This window comes from Tunturiibacter psychrotolerans (assembly GCF_051013365.1).
Taxonomy (GTDB): domain Bacteria; phylum Acidobacteriota; class Terriglobia; order Terriglobales; family Acidobacteriaceae; genus Edaphobacter; species Edaphobacter psychrotolerans_A.
On the sequence record NZ_CP132941.1, the window covers coordinates 2350293 to 2373339 of the forward strand.

Below are 23047 nucleotides of genomic sequence, written 5' to 3' on the forward strand. Positions count from 1 at the left end.
GCCGACCATGAATAGGAAGCCTATTGCAAAGGGATGGTTGCCTAGAAAAGGAGAACCTATGTGCGGATAGACATGGGTTTAGCTGGCAATGGTCGAGGCGCGAATAGAAGCTGTCTCGATTGTGAGAGATGGCGGCGGAAGCCTGTCGTCAAAAAGACACAGGCCATCGAAGGCGAGCGATGGCTCTCCTCGATGGTCCGTTTGAACCACTGAAATCTTTTGAATTTCTCTCTCGCTGAGTTCTAAGAAGCCACGATGTGCGATGGCAGAAGAAGATAAAGAACTTCGAAACCGGTAGCCAACTCGCGGCTGACTCGGCCTATTCGAAAGAACTAGTCGCGGAAACCTGCGCTGACGGCGATCTTGTGACGGCCCTTGGCGCGACGGCGGCTGAGGACGGCGGCGCCTGCCTTGGTCTTCATGCGGGAAAGAAAGCCGTGGGTCTTGGCGCGATGGCGGCGATTGGGTTGAAAAGTACGCTTCGGCATGACAAAAAACTCCTGCGCAGGGTAGAACACCTGCTCAAACTTTTAGGCTGTTGCAACAATCTCTGAGTATACCCGATTGGACGCGATTTTCACAGCCCATCTTGCTGCGTCGTTTGTGTCACTGAAGACTCTAAATTTCTCACCAGGACGACGGAAGACGAAATAAGATTGGAACCTCGAAGCAAGTGAACTGTTCTATCGGAGCGTTGCAACTGCATGAGACTTACAGCAGAACCGTATAAACATCCCGGATAAAAGTGACATCGAACCCGGTCGCGCAAGCGCATCGGTCCCACAATTCTTCTATGATAGAAAGCTGCACTGGCTCAGGAAACAGCCGCCAGTTGCACGGTATTTGTTCGTCTACTCAGTTCTTCACCTGTTATGGTGCAACCTTTATTTTTTGATTCGAAGCACCGAAAAACGGCGTCTTTTCCGTGCTACTATCGAACCCGATTCGCAAGACGTTTTTCTGCACGCCCAGCCGTTCCGCACTCTGATTCATGTTGAACTACTCCTCTCCGCAACCAAGTCGCAATGGGTGACTCAGCGGAGAGAATTCTGGCAACGCTAGGCCGACTTCACTTGTCCTTCGGGGCAGGAATGGACTTCTGTTTGCTGCTTATCGTGTCAAGCTGCACGACTGATGTAAGTGCCACGTCTGGTTTGGAACAGGAAACAAGACAAGGAAACTAAAGAATGTCATTCGTTCCGACGGCTACCGCCGTACTGAATTATTGGGTTCGTATTCTGGCTGCTCTTGAGAAGAAGATCAACCGCCAGTCTTATGAGACCTGGCTCAAGCCGACTCGGTTTTCACATCTTGAGGGCAAGAAGCTCTTCGTGCGCATTCCCTCCACGGACTTTCAGCACATCGGCGATCGCTACGCCGACCTTATCCAGGAAGCCATTGACAATCTCGGACTCGACGTCGAAACGGTTGCCTTCACCACTCCAGAGCAGGATCCGCGGGCGCCCAAGGTTCGCGAAGACGGCGGTTTTGCTCCTGTGCCAAGCCACAGCCAGAACGCGCCCAAGCAGCGCCTGGGCGGATTGGCGAGCTCCGTCTCAGGGCCGACGCCGGAGCAGGCTCGATTTGACTGGAGTGCAGCGTCCCAGCTCAACCCGCGCTATCAGTTCGACGCCTTCGTCATCGGCAGTGGTAATCAGTTCGCTACTGCGGCGGCGCAGGCCGTGGCGGAACGGCCTTCGAAGGCTTACAACCCGCTGTTCCTCTATGGCGGCGTCGGTATGGGTAAGACTCATCTGATGCATGCCATCGGGCATGACGTGAAGCGGCGACAGCCCCACGCGTCCATCAGCTACGTGAGCGGCGAAAAGTTTACCAACGAGATGATCAACTCGGTCCGGTACGACAAGATGACCGGGTTCCGCGACAAGTTCCGCAACGTCGATGTGTTGTTGATCGACGACATTCAATTTCTCGCTGGCAAGGAGCGGACGCAGGAGGAGTTCTTCCATACGTTCAACACGCTGCACGAGAGCATGAAGCAGATCGTGATCGCGAGTGATCGTCCGCCGAAAGAGCTTGCCGACTTTGAGGATCGTCTTCGGTCGCGTTTTGAGTGGGGTTTGATTGCGGACATTCAGCCACCGGATCTTGAGACCAAAGTTGCGATTCTGCAGAAGAAAGCCGAGAGCGAACAGACGCAGTTGCCCACGGATGTTGCGATGTTTATTGCTTCCAACGTGAGGACGAACGTGCGTGAGCTTGAGGGCGCGCTGGTGCGGCTGATTGCATGGTGCAGCATGCATGGCGTCGAGATTACGCTTGCAGTCACGCAGCAGTGCTTGAAGCAGTTCATCGATACGCAGGTGCGCAAGATTACGATCGAGACGATTCAGCGCACGGTGGCTGAGCAGTTTGGTATGCGTGTGGCGGAGTTGAAGCAGAAGAATAATTCGCGACAGATTGTGGTGCCGCGGCAGATTGCGATGTACCTCGCGAAGCAGTTGACTGAGGCTTCCCTGCCCGAGATTGGGCGGCAGTTTGGGGGTAAGCATCACACAACCGTGATGCATTCGATTGCGAAGATCGATGAGCAGCGCCGGGCCGACAAGGATCTGAACCGCACCATCAACAAGCTGATGGAGACGCTTAGCTAACCCTGATGTCCTGCCGGACGGGCCTCCTGCGCGGAGCGCGGCCACTTCGTGGCGTGTGTACCTGTCTCGGCAGGGCGATCTGCATCAAGCCTCCCGTTGGTCGGCACAATCTTCACTCCGACCAACGGGAGAGCCAAAGCGAAGCAATCACAAGTCACGAAGTGACCGCCTCCCGCGCAGGGAGCCCGTCCGGCAGGACAGTCCCCAAGAAGAAATTTATTTCGGAAGATATTTGGCCGGGATGGGATTGGTAGGAGTTTCGGCATCCCAGAAGATATTGACGACCCAGTAGCGGTCGCCGTCCTTGAGAAGCTGGAAGCTGTTGATGCCGCGAGCGAAGGGAGTGGGATCCGACGGGCTGTGGCGGGACTCGTAGGTGCTCCAGACCTGAACAATATTACCGAACTGCTCGATTTCGTTGTGGATTGAGCGCTCGAAGAAGCCGTTGGTGGTCATGCGAGCCTGGCTGCGGGCGATATAGCCGTCGATGGTGAGAACGACTACGTCAGCGTGGCCGGTGGTTGGATTACTCGTTACCGGGATGAGCCGCGCGTCGGGAACAAAGAGGGAGCGCATGCGGTCCCAGTCTCGCTGCTGTTCCTTGGGGCCAGAGATGACGTTGTAGACGGCGTTGAGGATTGCCTCGGGGGAGCTGACGTCGTCGGGCTTAGCCTGGGGCCAGTCGCTTTTCGTTGCGATGGAACCGATCAAAGGAGGAGGAGCCTGGGTTGGTGTGGCTGGGGTCTGCGCGGATGCGGCGAGGGTCGTGAGTGTGACGAGCAGGAAGGTGGAGGCTATTCGGTTCGCTGGCTTCACAAAGACTCCTTGAGAGATAGAGCTACTTTACTGCGACCCGAGAGGTTCTGCTCGGCGAAGGGGCAGATGTCGCGGATTCGCTGGATCGCGGGTTGAACTGGGAACAGAGAGCGAACGTCTGCTCCAGATGCTCGATGAAGACGCGGACTTTGGTCGAGATACGACGGCTGGCGGGCCTGACGGCCAGGATGGGGACCGTGCGCTCAAATGGTGTGAGGAGACGAAGGACAGTACCTTCTCTAAGCTCTGCAGCGAAGAGCCACGCGGGCGCCTGGGCGATGCCCAGATGTTCGAGGACACCCATTCTCATCTGTTCGATATCGCTGGTTCGAAAGACGCCGGTGGGGACAACACGTTTGGCGTCTTGTCCGGAGCCGAAGCTCCAAGGCTTCACCGTGCCGCGTTCGGTGAAGACGATCCCTCGATGATGGCTGAGATCTTCCGGCGACTCCGGGGCACCGAAGCGGGTGAGGTATTGAGGCGTGGCGACGAGAATGATGATCGTCTGAGCGAATCTTCGTGCGACCAGAGTAGAGTCTGGCAGATCGCCTGAGTAGATGGCGAGATCGAATCCGTCTTCGACGATTGTTGTGGGACTCTCGGAGGCGGCCATCTCGACTGCCATGTCGGGGTAGGCCGCAAAAAACGCCGGAAGTTTCGACACCATATGGAGACGGGCAAAGGTGGGGGGAACGGTGATTCGGATAAGACCCTTCGGCGCGGTCTGGCCTCGACCGATTCGTGAGGTTGCGCTTTCAAAGTCGTCGAGAATGCGCAAAGAAGACTCGAAGAAGTCACGACCGGCCTCCGTCAACGAGATGGAACGGGAGGTGCGGTGTATCAGCTCGCTGCCAAGCTCGTCTTCGAGGGCGGAGATTTGTTTGCTGACGGCAGGCTGACCGATGCCACGTTCTTTCGCGACAGCAGAGAAGCTACCCTTTTCGATCACCCGGACGAACACCTGCATTGCGTCGAATTTGTCCACACGAACCTCCCTATTCCGTTATGGAATGGATTGTATTTTTCCGGAATAGGATTCATGAGGCTTTTCTCGGATGATCCGTCTCAGGACTAATTTTTCGTTCAAGCCCGATTCATTCCTACGTGGAATGGCTCGTATTCCCGGAATTGTCACATCGACTTGCCACGATCACACATCAGATAGCTGCTTTGGAAAATAGAGAGCAGGTCGCTGAATCAGCGGACCGGAGATTTGGAGAAAATACAAAGGAGATTTCATGTCGAAGTTAAACAACAAGGTAGCACTGGTCACGGGCGGCTCACGCGGTATTGGCGCTGGAATCGCCAAGCGTCTGGCGGCCGATGGGGCGAACGTAGCTATCACGTACACGAAGGGTGCGGACGCGGCTCAGGCGGTCGTCAAGGAGATTGAAAGCACCGGTCGAAAGGCGATCGCGATACAGGCGGACGCAGCCGATGCCGCCGCCGTGAAGGCTGCGGTCGAGAAGACCGTCGCAACGCTCGGCCGACTTGATGTGCTTGTGAACAATGCAGGAACGGCCATTCCGAAGACGTTCGAGGAAACGACCCTCGAAGAGATGGACCGTGTTATTGACATCAACATTCGCGGAGTGTTCGTCGCGACGCAGGCGGCGCTGAAGCACATGAAGGAGGGGGGGCGCATCATTACGATCGGCTCGTGCGTGGGAGAGCGCATGATGACACCTGGGCTTGTTCCTTACTCGGCGACAAAGGGAGCTGTGAAGATGTTCACGCAGGGGCTATCCAGAGAGGTTGGGGGCCGGGGTATTACGGTCAACAACGTTCAGCCGGGCCCGATCGACACGGATCTGAACCCAGCCGCGGGCGATTGGGCGGAGCCACAGGTGGCTGCCACAGCACTGAAGCGCTACGGACATGTGGACGAGGTAGCCGCACTGGTTTCGTTCGTGGCCAGTCCCGAAGCGTCTTATATCACCGGAGCGAATCTGACCGTTGATGGCGGTACAAACGCCTGATTGGCAGGGTGGCGCGTCGACTATGTACGGTCCGCCGCCCCTCCATCTTTTTTGGGGAACACAACTGACGGGGAAATCATGACAACACTGAAAGGTAAGAGTGCGCTTGTCACGGGCGCATCAAGGGGAATCGGTCGTGCGACGGCTTTTGCGCTTGCGAGGGCCGGAGCACATATCCTGGCCCACTATGGACGGTCCGCTAAGGAGGCAGAGTCACTCGTTGCGGAGATTCGAGCGAACGGTGGACGTGCAGATGCACTCTCCGCGGATCTGGCAACACCGCAGGGGGCTGCAATGCTGGCTGAGCAGGTTCGCTCAATCGTCGGCGATCGTTTGGATGTGGCGGTGCTGAATGCCGGAGTCAGCAAGGCGGCGCGTATCGCTGATTACACGCTGGAAGATTTTGACCGTCTTTTCGCGACAAATGTTCGGGGCCCGTTCTTTTTGGTGCAGCAGCTCCTCCCAATGCTTGGTGAGGGCTCTAACATCACGGTGATCTCTTCCCTTGGGGCCCGTACCGTTGTGGGCAAACCCAGCGTAGATAATCCCTCCATTCTTGCTTACGCTTCTACGAAAGGGGCGATCGAGACTCTGGTAAAGAACTGGGCCGCGATTCTGGGACCGCGAGGCATCCGTGTGAACGCAGTGGCACCGGGCGTGATCGACACCGATATGTCGAATTTTACGAAGACAGAGGCTGGTCGCGAGGCCGCGCTGGGGATGCAAGCGCTGAAACGACTCGGCAAGCCCGAGGACGTTGCCGACGTGGTCGCTTTTCTGGCGTCCGATGGCGCACGTTGGATCACGGGAGCCAGTATTCCTGTTGACGGCGGTTCGAAGCTCTAGCGCGGCTGGAGGATAGACTTTCGCATTTCTGCGCTACCAGGTGATGTACACGCCTTTACGGATCCATTTGGGACTTTCTATCTGCTGCATCATGAAGTCTGCGACGTCCTCGCGTGAGATACGGCTGCCGTTGGGCGGGAGGGCGTCGCCGTCGATGCGGTAGTGGCCGTGAGCGGGCGTGTTGGTGAGCATGGGAGGCATGACCATGGTCCAGTCGAGGCCACTGCGGGAGAGGTTATTCCACTGCGAGATCTGCGAGGCTACGGGCCACTTGAGGAAGGTGTTGTAGACGATGTTCTGAACGATCCAGCGGCGCCAGGCGGGCTGTTTATCGAGCGAGGTAGGGAGAGCACCGGCGGAGCCCAGGACGATGATGCGGCGGACGGGTTTCGGTTGGGTGCTTGTCTGTTGCATCGCCGCAATGATCTGCGGGACGGCGCGTTCAAGGACGTCTTCCTTCCTGAGGGAGTTTGCACCGAGGGCGGAGAGAACCACGTCGGCGCCTTCGATGGTTTGGGATACCGGCGCTGGATCGAAGGCACTCCCCTGGATAGCGTGGATGAGTTCGCGGTGGGGAAAAGTTTCGGGCGCGCGAAGGAGGGCTGTGACATCGAACCCAGCGGCGAGACAGCGCTGGGTGAGGAGTTTTCCTGTGGCACCACTGGCTCCGAAGAGGGCGACTTTCATTGCTGGCTCCTTTCGGTTCGGGACTGATTATCCTCTGCTGTGAGACGCAGGTGTGAAAAAAGTGGTTGGGATAACCTCCTCGTTTTGTTTTATTTGGTGAATATTCCCACGCTTGGTGCCGAGTCTTCTCAGAAGCCGGAACGGGGTGCTGTGAAGAAGTGGGATAAGAAGGCGGTTGGGACGATGATTGAGGCCGGTCTTCCTGATTGTGCGGTTTGGCGCGACCGGTTTTCTAAAACGGGAACGTGGCTTAAGTGTCTATTTATGAGATCGATGGGAAGGATATCCACTTTTCAAGCGAGAACGGTTACTGCTACTAGTATTTTTATCTTTTTCTCTTGTTTCTTAGAAGCAGTAGCGCCGCCGGTGGGGAATTCAAGCCGGTTTCGGCATCGCACACAACGACCCTGGTTTCCACAAAGAAATCTGTCGCGTTGAGGGCGGGTTCGCCCCTAGAATCAAGCAGACTGGTGAAGGCTAAGATGCATCGTGTGTTCGATTCAGTGTAAAGTTTTGCCAGCACTAACCTACCGAGATGGAGAGACCGACCGTGACCAGTGCGACCCAGGAGCCCGAGATGACTTTGCCGACCGAGACGAGCGCAACGCCAGCCCCAACCGGCAACCTCGAGATCACGGTCTCCCGCGCTGAGCTGCTGCGCGAGCTGACTGCTGCCCAAAGTGTGGTCGAACGGAAGACGACGATTCCGATTCTGTCGAACTTCCTGTTTGAGGCGACGCAGGGCGCGGGCGGCGACCGGTTGACGATTACTGCGACCGACCTTGATCAGAGCCTGCGGACCAGCTGCGCGGCCAAAGTGAAGAAGGCTGGCGCCTGCACGATTCCGGCACGCAAGTTGTATGACTACATCAAGCTCCTGCCCGAGGGTGAGATCTCGATCAAGCTGATGGACAACCACTGGGTGCAGATTCGTGCGGGGCGATCGAACACGAAGATGGTGGGGATGGCGCGGGCGAACTTTCCGCAGGTTCCGGAGTTTCCGGCCAGTGGCGCGGTGAAGATCTCGGTGCCTTCGTTGAAGAACATGGTCTCGAAGACGATCTTTGCGATTTCAAATGAGGAGTCTCGCTATACGCTGAACGGCGCCTTGCTGGTACTGAAGGCAGAGAGCATGGCGATGGTTGCAACCGATGGACACCGGCTGGCGCATATTGAAAAGCTTGGAGAGACGCTGGAGGGTGTGTCGGGGGAGAAGAAGACGCTGATTCCGCGTAAGGCGCTGAGTGAGCTTTCTTCGCTGCTGGGCGCGACCGAGGCCGAGACACTCGAGTTTGGCGATGATGAACAGACGCTGTTCTTCAGGGTCGGCGGACGAGTGCTGACGAGCCGCAAGCTGACGGGGCAGTTCCCGAACTACGAGGCAGTGCTGCCACGGGATAACAACAAATTCGTGATTGTCCGTTGCGAAGATTTGATGGGGTCCATTCAGCGTGTAGCGCAGTTTGCCGACGAGCGGAGCGGCGCTATCAAGATTCGGCTGGAACAGAATGAACTGAAGCTTTCGTCTTCGAGTACGGATGCGGGTGAGTCGGAAGATACGATCGAGACGCCTTACAACTACGATCCGCTGGTTGTTGGATTCAACAGCCAGTATCTTATCGATTTTCTGAAGGCGATCGGCAACACGGGCGAGGTGAGGCTGGAGTTTAAGGATGCTCAGAGCGCCGGGCAGATGCGACCCGAAGATGCGAATGAGGATGTGAAGTATAGGTACATCCTGATGCCGATGAGGATCTGAACATAAAGGTAGGTCGCTGCTTTATCAGATAGGGTATAGTTCGGCCAAAACGGCCCAACTATACCCTATTTACGTAAGCTGACTTGAGATACAAGTGAGCACTTCCACTGGCGCTGATGCCACACTTGCTGGAAGTCGGTGGAGTTCTCTTTTTGGAAAGGAACGAAAGGCCTGTTGCGGATTGCCTTCCATTTGTAGCTGAATTCCACCACGCGGCGGTCAGGTAGATAGGGCCGGCCCATATACATCGAGGGTCGGCCGCCTCGCTCGATGTTTACGCGAAGGCTTCGCCAACCAGCTCTTCGCTCTTCTTCCAAAGAGCCTTTGCGTTCTCCGGATCGAGAGCGTAGCCGCGCACTCCTTCGTCAAGCATGCCCAGCGGTGCGTCGTCTGCGACGACATCACTCACGTGGCAGTTCTCGCAATACTTCCCTCCTACCTCTCCGGCGGGAGCAACGACAGCTGCCCATACTGAGGTGGCCGCTCCCTGGGGAATTGTTTTGAATTCGAACGGTCCTTTGCCAGCTGCAGCGGCCTGTTCATTGATCTGTTTGACCATCTGTTCGAGGCTGCCAGGATCCATGTGGCGGCCAAGCTCGGTCATGATGCCGCCAGGATGCACAGCCGTAGCGCGCACACCGCGGCCACCATGACGGCGGTCAAACTCGACTGCGAAGAGGATGTTGGCGGTCTTTGAGCGCCCGTACGCCACGAAGGGTTCGTACTTGGTCGTTTCAAAGTTGGGATCGTTCAGATCCACATTGCTGAAACGGTGCCCTGCGGAAGAGAGGTTGACGAGGCGTCCGCCGTCCTTGATCAGCTTCGCCACGCGGTTCACAAAGACGAAGTGGCCCAAGTGATTGGTCCCGAATTGCGTCTCGAAACCATCTACTGTCTTTCCGAGCGGAGTCGCCATGACACCAGCGTTTGCGATGACCACGTCGAATAAGCGGCCATCGGCGACTAGCTTGTCGGTAGCGGCTCGTACGCTCTTCAGGCTGGCGAGGTCGAGGTCGACCAACTCGAAACTCGCGCCCGCCTTGGCCGCGGCGCTGCTGACTTCCGATGTTGCTCGCCGTGCTTTCTCGAGATCACGCGCTGCGCCTACAACATCTGCACCACGTGCAACCAGCGCGCGGGCTGTCTCCACGCCGAGACCCGCCGATACCCCCGTCACCAGAATCCGCTTACCCTCAAGATCGATCCCTTCGAGGACATCTTCTGTCGTTGAATTTGCTCCAAATTTTGCTGCCATTCTGTACGCTCCGATCACAAAATCTTTGACACCGGCCTTGGCCTGGAATAAAACGGAGTCAATCTCCGTTATACGAATGAGATTACCGGAGAGACACTCCGGATTCAGAAAAGCTTGATGAAAACTTCCATAGCACCCAAGACCGCCCGCAAGCCCAGAGCCGACGCGCAGCGCAACCGTGAGCGGATTCTCGAAGTTGCCAAGCTAGTCTTCACCCGCCGGGGCGCGGAGGCGAGCATGGATGAGATAGCCAAGCGCGCTAAGATCGGTCCGGGCACGCTCTACCGTCACTTTCCCTCGCGCGATGACTTGCTGGCCGCTGTCTATATCAGCGAGGTCGAAAAGCTGGCTGAGGCACAGAGAAAACTCTCTGCCGAGTTACCTCCGATCAAAGCGCTTCGGGCCTGGATGCTGGTGTTCATCGACTACATTTCTGCGAAAAGAATTATTGCCCCGGCTTTGAATGCGATGGCTTGCGGTCCCTCGGAGGTATATCAGCAGACCACCCGCGTCATGGAGGAGGCTGCCAATGCGTTGGCGCGCCGCGCTGTGGCCAGCGGAGATCTTCAGCCAGATGTCGATCCGATGGACATGCTTCGCGCGATCTACGGGATCTCCAGCGCGGGCAGCGCAGACGATTGGCCAGAGAAGGCACGGCGTTTCGTGGATATTCTCATTCAGGGCTCCCGACCTTAATGAACCGCATCTCCTGCTATGTGAGTCGACTGCCTTACATATATCCGTGCTTGGTGACCAACCGCAATTACATCACTACTCCAACAACCTAATCGACGCACCATACTATTGACCAACTGTGCGGTTCAAGGGGCTATGCCCAATTAGTTATATGGTTTCCGGTTCGGGAGGGTGCTCTAATTCTGCTGCGAGGAGAGATATGCCGAAGCGGCTGGCTATTACGATTGCGGGTGCGGTGTCGCTGGGAAGTTACGAGGCGGGTGTTCTGTATGAGGTGCTGGATGCAATTCATCAGCATAACTCCGCCGAGGGGGTGACGGATGACGAGAAGATTCTTATCGATGTCATGACGGGCGCTTCGGCCGGTGCGATGACGGCCGCGATTGTGGCGCATAAGATGTTGTACTCGGCCAATGAGTTCCGCGACCCGTACGACAACCCACTTTATAACGTGTGGGTAAAACGCATCGATCTCCATGGGTTGTTGAAGACGGTGGACGAAACGACCGGTGCGGTGGAGCCGCCGCTGCGTTCGATCTTTTCGTCGAACGTGGTGGAGGGGATAGCAAAGGATACGCTCCTGGGACGATATGCGACGGGGGAGTGGCCTGCTCCGATAACGCACATGGCCGCAGCGCAGTCGATCTCTATCGGGATGACACTCACGAACCTGAACGGCGTGGACTACGCCTATGACATGCAGCCTTGCGGGAAGTTTATCTACACGCGGCATGAAGACCAGATGACACGAGTGGTGAGTGTGGACGGAAGCGACAAGCCGGAGGTATGGCGTGAGTTGGCGGACGCCTCGGTGGCAAGCGGGGCATATCCGCTGGCGTTTCGCGCAAAGGAGATGGACCGCCGACGGGAGGAGTACGCAAAAAACGGCCTGGAGCCGTGGACGGATAATCCGTCGAGGTTTACGTACACCGACGGCGGAATCTTGCAGAACGAGCCGCTGGGTATGGCGAAAAACCTGGTCGATGAGATCGACAAGCATTGGTATAACGACAGCCGATTCTATTTGTTTGTGTCGCCTCACGGGAGAACTTCGAGCGCGGATTCGAGCTTTTGCGAGGTGAATGCAGACTACTTTCAAATGATGAAACGGTGGGCGAAGGTACTGCTTGGCCAGTCGGAGTTTCAGGACTGGATTACAGCGGTGGAGATGAATGAGCAGATTGCTCTAATGGACGCTCGTGCCAGCGAACTGGTAGACAAGCTGCGTTCAGGCGAAATCAAGAGCGGCAGCCTGAAGCGTACCGCGGATAGCTTGCTGAAGGTGTTGTTTTCGCAGCCGACGCGCACGGGGACGAGGCAGGTTGCGAAGATCGGAAGAGAGAGTTTGGCTGAGGCCAGGCGGCGGATTGAACACCAATACAAAGAGGAGATTGAGAGTCTGGGGGCAGGAAGCTACGCCGCCGATGCGTTTCGCGATACGGTGCTTTCGTTTGAGACGGCGGCGAATCTCGGGCAGTGCGACTATATGCGGATCTATGGAATCGCGGTGTCGGAGGAGCTGCTGGCGGGTGCGGACCTAACGGGCTTTCTGGGGTTCTTCGATGAGCGGTATCGCGTGCATGACTATGACCGGGGACGGATGGTGGCGAGGATGGTGTTGACCGATCCTGTGATGAGTGAAGCGGGAGAGCTGGGTCCGATACGGTATACGCCGATGCATACGAATCCTATCGACAGCACTCTGAACGGGCTGCAGCTGGCGCAGCTGTCGATCGAGGAGCAAAAAGAATTTCGCGAGGGTGTGAAGAAGCGCGTCAGCGAGATGGTGCGATACCTGATTGGGTTCTGGTCTTACCCGGCGGACGTGGTGGTGATCGAACCGCTGATGAATGCAATTCTGAATCATCTGTTTCGTGAGTAGCGTGGCGCGGGTTGAGTTACGAACGCCTCGAAGGTTTTCAACCAGATCGACATCTTCGTCACTTACACGATCACTGTGACGGCATCCGCCTCCACCGCCGGCAACACAAGTTTGCAACATACGGCCACTGTTACTCTGGTCGTTCGATAGACTCGCAACAACGAGTCGCAACCCTACGGCTTATCAAGCCTTTGAAGTCAATAAAGCTCATTGGGTGAGGGCGTCTGCCGGTCGTAATATTGACCATGTCCGAAAACCGCGAGTTTTAGACTGAATCAAGTGGGAAACTCTTTCTATGGAGTTACCCGACAAAGCCACTTGCCATCGTGCGTTACAGAGCCGTGACCCTCGCTTCGACGGTTTGATATATGTCGGAGTGAAGACGACGGGCATTTACTGTCGTCCTATTTGTCCGGCCAGGACTGCAAAATATGAGAACTGTACTTTTTATTCCTCCGCTGCCGCTGCGCAGGAAGCGGGTTACCGACCATGTCTGCGTTGCCGTCCTGAGACCGCACCTGAATTCGCCTCCTGGCGTGGAACCTCCAACACCGTTTCGCGTGCTCTCGCGCTGATTAGCGAAGGCGCGCTGGATGGTGAGGGCAAGAGCGTTGATGCTCTCGCTGCGCGACTAGGAATTGGAGAACGTCAGCTGCGGAGGTTGTTCCTACAACATCTCGGAGCTTCGCCGATTGCCGTGGCCCAGACCAGACGTGTCCTGTTTGCGAAACACCTCATCCACGAAACACAAATGCCCATGACTGAAATTGCGCTGGCGGCCGGATTTGGCAGCCTGCGCCGGTTCAATGAGGTGTTTCACACACTCTTCCGTCGGCCACCGAGCGCGCTGCGGCGCAAATCGTCCGTAAGCCGCCCAGATGTTGAAGCGGGTATTACGCTCACAGTACGATATCGGCCGCCCTACGATTGGGAGTCCATGCTTGGCTTCCTGAGGGCACGCGCTATCCCCGGCGTGGAGGTCGTAGAGAGCGACTGCTATCGAAGAACTGTTGAGATAGAGGGCGCGATCGGGACCGTCCGTGTCTCTCATCTATCAAAGAAGAATAGTCTCTGTGTCACGATCCATTTCCCAAATGTTAAGGCGCTCCCCGCGATTCTGACGCGAGTGCGTCGCGTGTTCGACACGGGCGCTGACATAGAAACAATTGATGCACACCTTTCAAACGACTCTCATCTCGCTCCCTTTGTTGCACGGCGGCCGGGCTTGCGAGCGCCTGGAGGATGGGATGGGTTTGAACTAGCAATTCGTGCGATTCTTGGGCAACAGGTGACCGTCGCTGCAGCAAAACATCTCGCGGGACAACTGGTAGCTTTTCACGGCAAACGTGTGCCAAGATCGTTTGAAAATCACCCCGGCTTAACCTATACGTTTCCGACGGCGAAACGTCTCGCCTCGGTGGAATCGATCGGACTTGGAATGCCCGCAGCCCGTATAAAAGCGTTGACGGCAATGACTGAAGCGGCCGTGCGCGACCCCAATCTTTTTAGTCCACTCGGGACGATCGAAGAAGCGATTGCTCGTCTGCGCGACATTCCCGGCATTGGCGAATGGACGGCCCAGTATATTGCTTTGCGTGCGATTCGCGAGACGGACGCTTTCCCGACTTCAGACGTTGGCTTACTTCGCGGCATCGCAAAGGTCGATGGTGTACCGGCAACGCCGGCCAGACTCCTCCGACGGGCGGAGACGTGGAGACCCTGGCGAGCCTATGCGGCGCAGCATCTGTGGTCTGCCGACTCGGTCGATCCTCCAAATGCTGGCCTCGTTGGAAGGGCCCGTTCGTAGTCTCAAAAACTTCGAAACAAAGTCCCTATCTAATACTTAGCCACTCAAACTAAACTTCTTAACGATTATTGACAAAGAATCGGGACCCACCCTATACTCACTTCATCGTCATGGATATCCGGAGCCTCTCATGCAGGCCAATCTAGCAGGTGCAGAGGGAGACTCGAGTCGCCGGATGGGTATAGTTGGAGCTTGCACCTCTAACATGCTCAACATGATTGGTGTGGGGCCTTTTCTAAGTATCCCTCTAGTTCTGATTGCAATGCATGGATCTCATATTTTGCTGGCGTGGCTTCTGGGCGCGGTGATTTCTCTATGCGATGGGCTTGTGTGGGCGGAGTTGGGTTCAGCCATGCCCTACTCCGGCGGGCCTTACTTCTATTTGCGTGAAGCATTCGGCGCCCAGTCGTATGGAAAGGTCGCAAGCTTTCTTGTCCTTTGGTCGTCAGTACTTACTGCTCCGTTCCTTATCGCCTCAGGCGCAGTGGGTTTCTCGCAGTATCTTCATTATCTTTGGCCAGCCGTTAACGCAGCGGGGCTGACCGCGTTGGCAATGGCGGTTTGTCTCATTAACGTCGTGTTGCTCTATCGCAGAATCACGACGATCGGTGCAATATCCATTGGTCTCTGGATACTTGTCGCCGGAACGATTGTGTGGATCATCGTGGGCGGAGCGGAGCACATACCGTCCGCTCTAAGGGCTCAGCTCGACGGTGGCTTCCAGTTGACAGACACCACTTTTTGGAAGGGTGTGGGCGCCGCGACGTTGATAGCTGTCTATGACTATGTGGGTTACAACAACGTCTGCCTCATCGGAGGTGAGCTGAAGCGTCCCGAACGAACGATTCCGTACTCGATTATCCTCTCCATCTTGCTGATCGCCGTTCTCTACATTGCGATGAACCTTGCCATCTTGGGCGTATTGCCGGTTCAGCAAAGCATGCACTCGACCGCAATCGTAGCCGACTATATGCAAGCGGTTTACAGCATCAAGAGTGCAAGAATAGCCGATCTTCTCATTCTGGTCGCATCGTTCGCTTCCGTATTCGCGATTCTGCTTGGCTATTCGCGTATTCCCTTCGCTGCCGCAAGCCAGGGCGAGTTCTTTAGCGTGTTTGCACGCGTGCATCCGACGAAAGGCATTCCCCACATTTCGCTCGTGATCCTTGGTTTCCTTTCCGCTTGCGCATGCATGCTTAGTCTCGACACGCTTATCAGTTTGGTAATTGTGATCCAGACGATGATCCAGTTCCTCGCCCAGTGCGTTGCCGTGATTCTGTTGCGTAGGCGTCACCCGGAAAAGAACTATACCGGATTCCTAATGCCTCTCTTCCCCATACCGGCGGTCGTTGCTTTCATGGGATGGCTTCTGATTCTTGTCTCCAGCGGTGCACGAAACATACTCTTTGCTTTTGCCGCGACTCTCGTAGGCGTGGCCGCATTTCTTTATAAGTCACGCCAAGAGCAACGATGGCCTTTTGAGGCGATATGACTAAACGTTGGGATATTGCCGTCGCTGGGGAAGTATACGTAGACCATATTTTTACGGACTTCGATCATGTCCCGTTGCCGGGGGAAGAGGTCTTCGCCGACCAGTATCGTCGAGAGGCCGGAGGCGGTACTGTCAACACCGCTTGCGCCCTGGCGCGCCTCGGCCACTGCACGTCTCTTTTTGGGGTCTTCGGGAGAGACGAAGAGGCATGGCTTCGATCAAGACTCAACTCCTTCGGAGTTCATGCCGATGATGCACACTCGTCCGAGTTGCCGAATGCACTCACTGTTAGTATGTCCACGAGATCGGATCGGAGCTTTCTAAGCTACGCCGGAGCAAATAAGGCTCTCGAAAAGTACGTGGCTTTGCCTGAGACAATTGCGGCTTTGTCTAAGTCGCGGCACATTCATTTTGCAATGCCGCTTGAACTTGAGGTTGCAAGACTGTTACTGCCCTCCCTCAGGTCCGCTGGTAGCACTCTTTCCATTGACCCTGGCTGGCGTAAAGACTGGTTCTTGAATCCTGACAGCCTTGATGTATTACGCATGGTCGACCTCTTCTTCCCAAACGAAGGCGAAGCACAGCTTCTTACGGGCCGTACTGACCCAGACGATGTGTTACGGGAATTTGCCGCGATGGGATTGGAACACACGGTGGTCAAACTGGGTCCGCGCGGAGCAGTCACCTGGCGACAAAATCGCTCTTACAAAATGACTCCTCCGGACGTTCAGGTGGTAGATACTACCGGCGCAGGGGATGCGTTCGATGCAGGATTTATTGATGCGTGGCTATCAGGGGCCGATATCGAAGAACAGTTGCGAAGAGCATGTATCTGCGGCTCTCTTTCGACGCGCGCCCGAGGAGCCCTTACCGCATTGCCTTCCCGACAAGAAATTCTGGATGTAGTGCAAGAAAACTCTATCGTTTGATATCGGAGCCTGAAGTGTCGAATCTACGGATGGACCCCGCATTCGCATCGCTGGTCAAACAGCCACGAGAAGGCTTTAATGACGTACAGGTCTTGCGTGAAGCTACTTTTGCTGCGCGGCAGGAAGCGTCGTCATGTCTCTCGGATTTTGACCTTGAGATAGAAGATCGTGATATCCCCTCATATGGCGACGAGAAGACACTAATACCGATGAGAATCTATCGCAGAAGGGACGTGGAGGGTTCATCCCCAGTATTGCTATACCTTCATGGTGGTGGATTCTTTTGCGGAGATCTCTTTTCTGAACAACTACAATGTGCCCAATATGCTCTGAATGCGCGGTGCACCGTCATATGTGTTGCCTACAGACTCGCTCCCGAAAACCCCTTCCCGGCCGCCCTCAATGACTGTTACCGAACGCTTGAGTTTGTCTGGGATTATAGCGAGGCGCTAAAGATTGATCGGGATCTTATAGCTGTAGGAGGCTCTAGCGCGGGCGCGAACCTCGCCGCTGCGGTCGCTCTTCTTGCACGCGATCGTGTCGGACCGAACATATGCTTTCAACTGCTTCTGATACCGGCCTTAGATGACCGCCTGGAGACAGATTCTGCAGTTCAATTCACCGATACGCCGGGCTTCGCCAGGTCTGAGGCTGAGGTTATGTGGCGTTGGTACCTGGGCGAAAGCCCTCAGGATGTTTCTCCTTATGCGGCGCCAGCACGGGCGAAAGATCTCTCCGGCCTCCCAGCGTCATACATTCTCTGTGCGGGCCTCGATCCATTGCGAGATGAAGGTCTTGCCTACGCAAATCGTCTGACTGAATCAGGAGTGGCTGTAGAACTCCACTTAGTGCCATCTATCCCTCACGGGTTTGCCAGTATTCCAGCTGCGGCGATCTCGAAGCGTCTTTTGAGCGAGCAAGTTGCCGTGTTGCGAAGCGCATTCGCTCGAGAGAGCGGCTTGTAATTCGGCCAACGAATCGTAATATGGCTCTTGACGTGTTTTTCTCTGAGAAAGCGCCAGCCTAACTGTAAGAGTCAATGCAGAAAATGAGAATTGGATAAAATCCATTGAGGCGCAGCGTGAGCAAAAATGGCGTATTAATCGGAAGTCCAGCGCTGATGCGCCGGACAAATGCGCGCACAATTCTAAGGTCCTTGAAAAAGCTTGGTACCTGCTCACGTGCAGATCTCGTGCGCGAGACTGGAATGAGCGCTCCTACGGTCGCAAACGTCATATCCGACCTCGACGATCTCGGGCTCATTCAATGGATCGGGGAGGGCGTGTCCGGTGGAGGGCGTCCGCCTGAAAACTTACGTTTTAATGCTGACTATGGTTGTCTTGCTGGGGTTGATGTCACTGCAGACGCACTTCGAATCCTGCTTACCGATCTCAACGGAACTCTTCTGGAGGAGCAAAACGAAGTTTTACCGAAGGAGGCACGTAGCCCCGATGCTGTGATCGCGGTGCTGCGCAATTCGCTGAAGGCGATGATGCAGAGACGCAATCTGTCGTCAAAGAAGTTAGTTGCGATGACCGTCGGCGTGGCCGGCATCACAAATGCCAAAGACGGCATCGTAGTTTCTGTCAGCGATTCAAGCAGTTGGAGAAACGTTGCGCTCCGGGATCTGCTGAAAGAGCATTTTGCATGCGCCCTCTTTGTCGAAAACGATACTAACCTCGCTGCACTTGGCGAACACTTTCGCGGTGTAGCTCAAGCGGAAGAGAGCTTCGTCTTTATCGGGATCGGATCGGGTGTCGGCGCCGGTATATTTCTCAACGGACAGATAGTGCATGGGGCAAGTTGGTCAGCTGGAGAGATCGGATATCTTCGAGTTCCAAACGTCTCAAGCATGCAGCCGTCTCTGTACGATTTTGGGGCGCTTGAGCAGGTGTTAGGGGGCCCCGGTATTCTGAGGAGCTGGAATGCAGTCAGTAGCAAGTCCGGCCAAAAAACCAAGCTACGAAAAGCGAGCAAAGTCTTTGACCTCGCGCTCGAAGGTGACCCACTCGCGCAAAAAATTGTTCTGCAACGCGCTCGCTTGCTCAAGGATGTAATCCTCAATCTCTCCCTCATTCTGAATCCAAACCTTTTCGTAGTTGGAGGGGATGTCGGTGCTCATGAGGCCCTGTTGCAGCCAACTGTGGAGATGCTGCAAAAAAGCGAAGTAGCGGTGGCCAGCGTGCTTCCAAGTAGTCTTGGGAATTCAGCAGTTGCATGGGGTGGCATAGCGGTTTCAATGCGGCATTCAGAACAAACGCTCCTGGGCAACTAACTTCGGCACAGAAATCAAAATACCCCACAAACATCGAGCCGCTTCTGGTGGGCTAAATAGTTGCGGGCGCAACCGCCGACATACGGTACATAGCGAGTTTGAGCTTTTTTCCTCATCCAGATTTTCGGCTTGCAGGGTATTGAAGTGAGATGGCTTGCAGGGAAATCCGGCCCTTGCAAAGGGGGAAATGATTTAAAGCAAGGAAAGTCAAAATTTTGTTGACGACATTAGATATTAACGATAGGTTCCTAAGTATCTTTACGACCCAAAGTTGCGTTTCTGACAAGAGCTTGCTGCAGGTCTGAATCCGCAGAGACTTCTCTTATGACTTGAGACGTCCTCACCAAACGAAAAGGCGAGGACGCATCGCAGCTCAGTTTGAAGCTTGGTAGGCACTGGCATTAGTTATAAAAAACGGTGGCAACGAGATCGAATCCGCAAGACTTACGGGAGAGGCTAATGAGAGGGACAAGTTTGAATCGCAAAACAAACCCAGAAAATTCAAAAGATGTATCCGGACTTCCGCCGGTCGCTAAAAAGGTGACGGATTTGCTTAGATGCCAGACATCTCTTCTTGTTCTGTTGATTTTGTTTACGCTTCCTTTTCTCGCGCACGGGCAAGAACTGGCCGGAACCTTTAGCGGCACAGTTACCGACCCTAGCGGAGCGGTAATTCCCCACGCCACTATCACGATCACGCTCAACGGAGTAAACAAGGCCTCCCGTGTCGTGCAGACCAACGAGTCGGGTAATTACACCGCGACCAACCTCGAGGCTGGTACCTACACAATTACGGTTTCAGATCCGAGCTTTGAAAATTTCGCCGATCGTAATGTGGTTTTGAACGTTGCACAAAAGCGCACGGTGAATGCTCAATTGAAGGTTGGAGGTCAGAGCCAGACTGTGACCGTGGAAGATAATCCGGTAGCCCTTGATACTGAGAGCAGTTCCCAGGCTGGGACCATCTCCGGAACACAGTTGCGCGAGCTAGAGCTCGTCAACCGCAACTTTCAACAGTTAGTCACGCTACAGCCGGGCGTGGTGAACCTACTCGGCGATCAACCTGGCTTTGGGGGAATCAACAGTACATCCTCAGTGTCCGTCAACGGAGCGCGCACGACGGCAAACAACTGGTCTGTGGATGGTGCCGACATCAACGACAGCGGCTCCAACTCAACCCTGCTTAACATCCCCAGTGTCGATGCAATCCAGGAGTTCACGCTGGAGAGAAGCTCCTATGACGCCAGCTTCGGGCGCAGTGGGGGCGGCCAGGTCCTCGTAGCCACTCGGTCTGGTACCAGCGCATTCCATGGTTCAGCTTATGAGTTCGTGCGCACAGCCAACACCAACGCAAACAACTACTTCAACAACTTGGTGGGCGCTCCCCGTGCCCCGGATCACTACAACAACTTCGGATTCACAGTGGGTGGGCCGATCTTCATCCCACACGTTTACAACACAAACAAAACGAAGACCTTCTTCTTCTGGTCGGAAGAATGGCGCAAGATCACGGAGCCGATGACAAACAACGTGGCGGCGCCTACTACGGCAGAGCTGGCAGGAACTTTCTACGAAACTCCTAGTCAGTATGCAGGCACCATAGCTGCCGTGGGAGCAGGTTGCGTTAGCTCCTATGATCCTTCCACAGGTGTTGCTGTTGCCAATCCTAACTGCTACAGCTCCAATTCTAAGGTTTACCTATCTCAGATTTTCAGTAAGTTTTCTGCTAACGCTACTGCCGTCAACCCCTCCACTGGCTTTACGAACGGCACTGTGTTCAGTTCATACTCCTCTTTGAACAATTTCCGGCAGGACTTGGTTCGCGTGGATCACTACTTCAACGACAAGCTGCATTTCTTCGCGCGCGGCATGCAGGATGACGCTCCCAGCAACCTGCCCACCGGCCTTTGGGGCGGAGCCAACTACCCTGGAGTAGTGAATGTGGGCATCAACGCGCCCGGAAAAAATGTGGTCGCTAATCTAACCTGGACGATCTCTCCGAAGATGGTGAACGAGGTAGAGTTTGCCTACTCGCAGGGAACCATTAACGGCACGCTCTCCGGGCCTGCAAACTCTCCTTCCGTCCTCTCCTCGCTGACCAACAATCTTGCAAATCCAGACCCCTACGGGCGCATTCCCAGCGTGACCATATTGGATGGATCCGTCACTGGCGTTTCACAGGGCAGCGCTCCATACTTTGAGCGAAACCTGGATCGCAATATTTTTGACAACTTCTCGGTAACATTGGGCAACCACACCATACGTGCAGGTTTTACTGCGCAGCAGATGTTAAAGACAGAGGATGCCTCCGAAGGCAATCCGAACTTCAGCTTTAATACCTGGGGAGATTTCCTGTTGGGGAATGTCAACCAGTACTCCCAGGCCAACCGGGATATCGTTCCCGATCTGCGATTTTGGAACACGGAAGCGTATGTTCAGGATGACTGGAAGCTGAATCACAGACTTACTCTGAACCTGGGCCTTCGCTGGACAAGATTCCCTTCGCCTACCGATGCGAAGGATACCTTGGTCAACTTCGATCCGCTGTTATACAAACCGAGTCAAGCCCCGGGGCTCGACGGAGACGGAAACTTTCTCCCGGGCCAGCTCTACACGCCGGCGACCTACGCCAATGGTTTGATCTTCCCTAAGGGAAGCGCTTGCACGGCCGCTCAGGCCATCTCCGCGCAGGTTGCCTGCTCTCCTTACGGCGGTACTGTCAATCCCAACTATAGCTGGAACTTCGGGCCTCGCGTTGGTTTCGCCTATAGCCCCTTCGGAGATGGCAAGACGGTACTGCGCGGCGGCTTCGGTCTATTTTTCGACCGCACGCTCAACGGCATCTGGGAGCAGAATGCATTCGGCGATCCGCCGCTGGTGCAGACCACAACAATTACCAACGCGTCGTTTGACAATCCGGTAGGCGTCGGTTCTGCCGCTCCTCCTGCTTTGGGACCAAATGCGCTGACCACAACCGGCAACCCTGATTTCAAGGTTCCCTCGTACGCCTCTTACAATCTCTCGGTGCAACAGCAACTGGCCCCATCGATGATGTTTGAAATAGCCTACGTCGGGTCGGTATCACGGCACCTGTTGGGTGAGTTGGATCTAAATCAACCCACACTTTCCACCAGGGCTGATAATCCTGACTCCCCTCTTAATAACATTCGTCCCTATTTGGGCTACTCGGACTTCCATACCAGGCTGCCCATCTTCACGTCAAACTACAACGCGCTGCAGGCGTCGCTTAATATTCGGACGACGCGCGACCTGACCCTTGGCCTCGCGTACACCTGGTCGAAGAACCTCTCAGATCAGGCCAACGATCGTGGTACTGCCAACACCTATGCCTATAATCCGAAGTTGGACTACGGGCCTTCTACGTTGAATGAGCCGCAGATATTCGTCGCAAACTTCGTCTACAAAGCGCCGTTCTTCCGCGAGCAGCATGGACTGACTGGCCAAGTACTCGGCGGTTGGGAGGTCTCGGGAATCACGACCTTTAATTCCGGGCTTTCTTTGACCACTTCTCAGACTACCGATCCGTTTGGCTGTGTCGCGGATGCTACAACTGCGAATGGATGCGCAGCGGGAACTTATCCGGGAGGTCTTGGGATGGTCAGCCCGAACGCAGATGTTACCCCGAGACCTGATCAGGTCTCTCTCGTTCACCTTACTAAGAGTCGGACCGAATGGTTCAGCACCAGCTCGTTCGCCAATGCTCAGGGTCACTTCGGCAGTAGCGCAGTAGGAAGTTTCCTGAGCCCAGGAACCGAAAGAATTGACCTCGGCCTGTTGAAGAACTTCAGGTTCAGTGAACGCGCTCACCTTCAACTCCGCGCGGAGGCCTTCAACCTCTTCAATCACACCAACTTCGTCGGGCCAGGTGGAGCTGCAGTCGGAGGAATCGATACGACTCTGGGAAGCGGCACCTTTGGACAAGCCCTAAGCGCTCATATACCGCGCACCATGCAGTTCAGCGGAAAGATGTACTTCTGACGCTTTGGTC

At 55.3% G+C, this 23047-nt stretch carries 17 protein-coding genes; 12 read left to right on the forward strand and 5 right to left on the reverse strand.

Annotated elements, in window-relative coordinates:
- Window positions 1-332: 332 nt before the first annotated feature.
- Window positions 333-488, reverse strand: coding sequence for a 50S ribosomal protein L34 (rpmH, locus tag RBB76_RS09960; RefSeq protein WP_123490004.1), 156 nt, complete (start codon window positions 486-488; stop codon window positions 333-335).
- 699 nt (window positions 489-1187) lie between these two features.
- On the opposite strand from rpmH, the gene dnaA reads away from it, so the two are divergent.
- The gene (gene dnaA, locus RBB76_RS09965) at window positions 1188-2615 is read left to right on the forward strand and encodes a chromosomal replication initiator protein DnaA (RefSeq protein WP_429631997.1); all 1428 of its coding nucleotides are present in this window, start codon (window positions 1188-1190) and stop codon (window positions 2613-2615) included.
- 216 nt (window positions 2616-2831) lie between these two features.
- Here dnaA and RBB76_RS09970 read toward each other — a convergent pair whose 3' ends face one another.
- Window positions 2832-3431: a hypothetical protein gene (locus RBB76_RS09970; RefSeq protein WP_429631999.1), complete on the reverse strand. Its 600-nt coding sequence runs from the start codon at window positions 3429-3431 to the stop codon at window positions 2832-2834.
- A gap of 22 nt (window positions 3432-3453) precedes the next feature.
- The gene (locus RBB76_RS09975) at window positions 3454-4416 is read right to left on the reverse strand and encodes a LysR substrate-binding domain-containing protein (protein WP_429632001.1); all 963 of its coding nucleotides are present in this window, start codon (window positions 4414-4416) and stop codon (window positions 3454-3456) included.
- Between the two features lie 253 nt (window positions 4417-4669).
- On the opposite strand from RBB76_RS09975, the gene RBB76_RS09980 reads away from it, so the two are divergent.
- On the forward strand, window positions 4670-5410 hold the full coding sequence (locus RBB76_RS09980; RefSeq protein ID WP_429632003.1) for a 3-oxoacyl-ACP reductase family protein: 741 nt from the start codon (window positions 4670-4672) through the stop codon (window positions 5408-5410).
- A 78-nt stretch (window positions 5411-5488) separates the two neighbouring features.
- On the forward strand, window positions 5489-6256 hold the full coding sequence (locus RBB76_RS09985; RefSeq protein WP_429632005.1) for an SDR family NAD(P)-dependent oxidoreductase: 768 nt from the start codon (window positions 5489-5491) through the stop codon (window positions 6254-6256).
- A 33-nt stretch (window positions 6257-6289) separates the two neighbouring features.
- Here RBB76_RS09985 and RBB76_RS09990 read toward each other — a convergent pair whose 3' ends face one another.
- Window positions 6290-6943, reverse strand: coding sequence for an NAD(P)-dependent oxidoreductase (locus RBB76_RS09990; RefSeq protein ID WP_429632007.1), 654 nt, complete (start codon window positions 6941-6943; stop codon window positions 6290-6292).
- Window positions 6944-7520: 577 nt separating this feature from the next.
- Here RBB76_RS09990 and dnaN point away from each other — a divergent pair.
- Window positions 7521-8702: a DNA polymerase III subunit beta gene (gene dnaN, locus RBB76_RS09995; protein ID WP_353067565.1), complete on the forward strand. Its 1182-nt coding sequence runs from the start codon at window positions 7521-7523 to the stop codon at window positions 8700-8702.
- A gap of 274 nt (window positions 8703-8976) precedes the next feature.
- On the opposite strand, the gene RBB76_RS10000 is transcribed toward dnaN, so the two are convergent.
- Complete coding sequence (locus RBB76_RS10000; RefSeq protein WP_429632009.1) at window positions 8977-9957, reverse strand: SDR family NAD(P)-dependent oxidoreductase; 981 nt, start codon at window positions 9955-9957, stop codon at window positions 8977-8979.
- Between the two features lie 117 nt (window positions 9958-10074).
- Here RBB76_RS10000 and RBB76_RS10005 point away from each other — a divergent pair, with 117 nt between their 5' ends.
- From RBB76_RS10005 to RBB76_RS10040, 8 genes are all read left to right on the forward strand, one after another.
- Entirely contained in the window at window positions 10075-10653 is a 579-nt protein-coding gene (locus RBB76_RS10005) for a TetR/AcrR family transcriptional regulator (protein ID WP_429632011.1), read from the forward strand.
- A 199-nt stretch (window positions 10654-10852) separates the two neighbouring features.
- Window positions 10853-12535: a patatin-like phospholipase family protein gene (locus tag RBB76_RS10010; protein ID WP_429632013.1), complete on the forward strand. Its 1683-nt coding sequence runs from the start codon at window positions 10853-10855 to the stop codon at window positions 12533-12535.
- A gap of 295 nt (window positions 12536-12830) precedes the next feature.
- Window positions 12831-14342, forward strand: coding sequence for a DNA-3-methyladenine glycosylase 2 family protein (locus RBB76_RS10015; RefSeq protein WP_429632015.1), 1512 nt, complete (start codon window positions 12831-12833; stop codon window positions 14340-14342).
- A gap of 205 nt (window positions 14343-14547) precedes the next feature.
- A complete protein-coding gene (locus RBB76_RS10020) occupies window positions 14548-15834 on the forward strand; it encodes an APC family permease (RefSeq protein ID WP_429632017.1) in 1287 nt (428 codons plus the stop codon).
- Window positions 15831-16763 carry a carbohydrate kinase family protein gene (locus tag RBB76_RS10025; protein ID WP_429632019.1) on the forward strand — a complete coding sequence of 311 codons (933 nt, stop codon included), beginning with the start codon at window positions 15831-15833 and terminating at the stop codon, window positions 16761-16763. The genes RBB76_RS10020 and RBB76_RS10025 overlap by 4 nt, the downstream gene beginning before the upstream one ends.
- A gap of 14 nt (window positions 16764-16777) precedes the next feature.
- Entirely contained in the window at window positions 16778-17728 is a 951-nt protein-coding gene (locus RBB76_RS10030; protein ID WP_433963546.1) for an alpha/beta hydrolase, read from the forward strand.
- Window positions 17729-17844: 116 nt separating this feature from the next.
- The gene (locus tag RBB76_RS10035) at window positions 17845-19038 is read left to right on the forward strand and encodes an ROK family protein (protein WP_429632023.1); all 1194 of its coding nucleotides are present in this window, start codon (window positions 17845-17847) and stop codon (window positions 19036-19038) included.
- Window positions 19039-19497: 459 nt separating this feature from the next.
- Window positions 19498-23037: a carboxypeptidase regulatory-like domain-containing protein gene (locus tag RBB76_RS10040; protein WP_429632025.1), complete on the forward strand. Its 3540-nt coding sequence runs from the start codon at window positions 19498-19500 to the stop codon at window positions 23035-23037.
- Window positions 23038-23047: the final 10 nt, after the last annotated feature.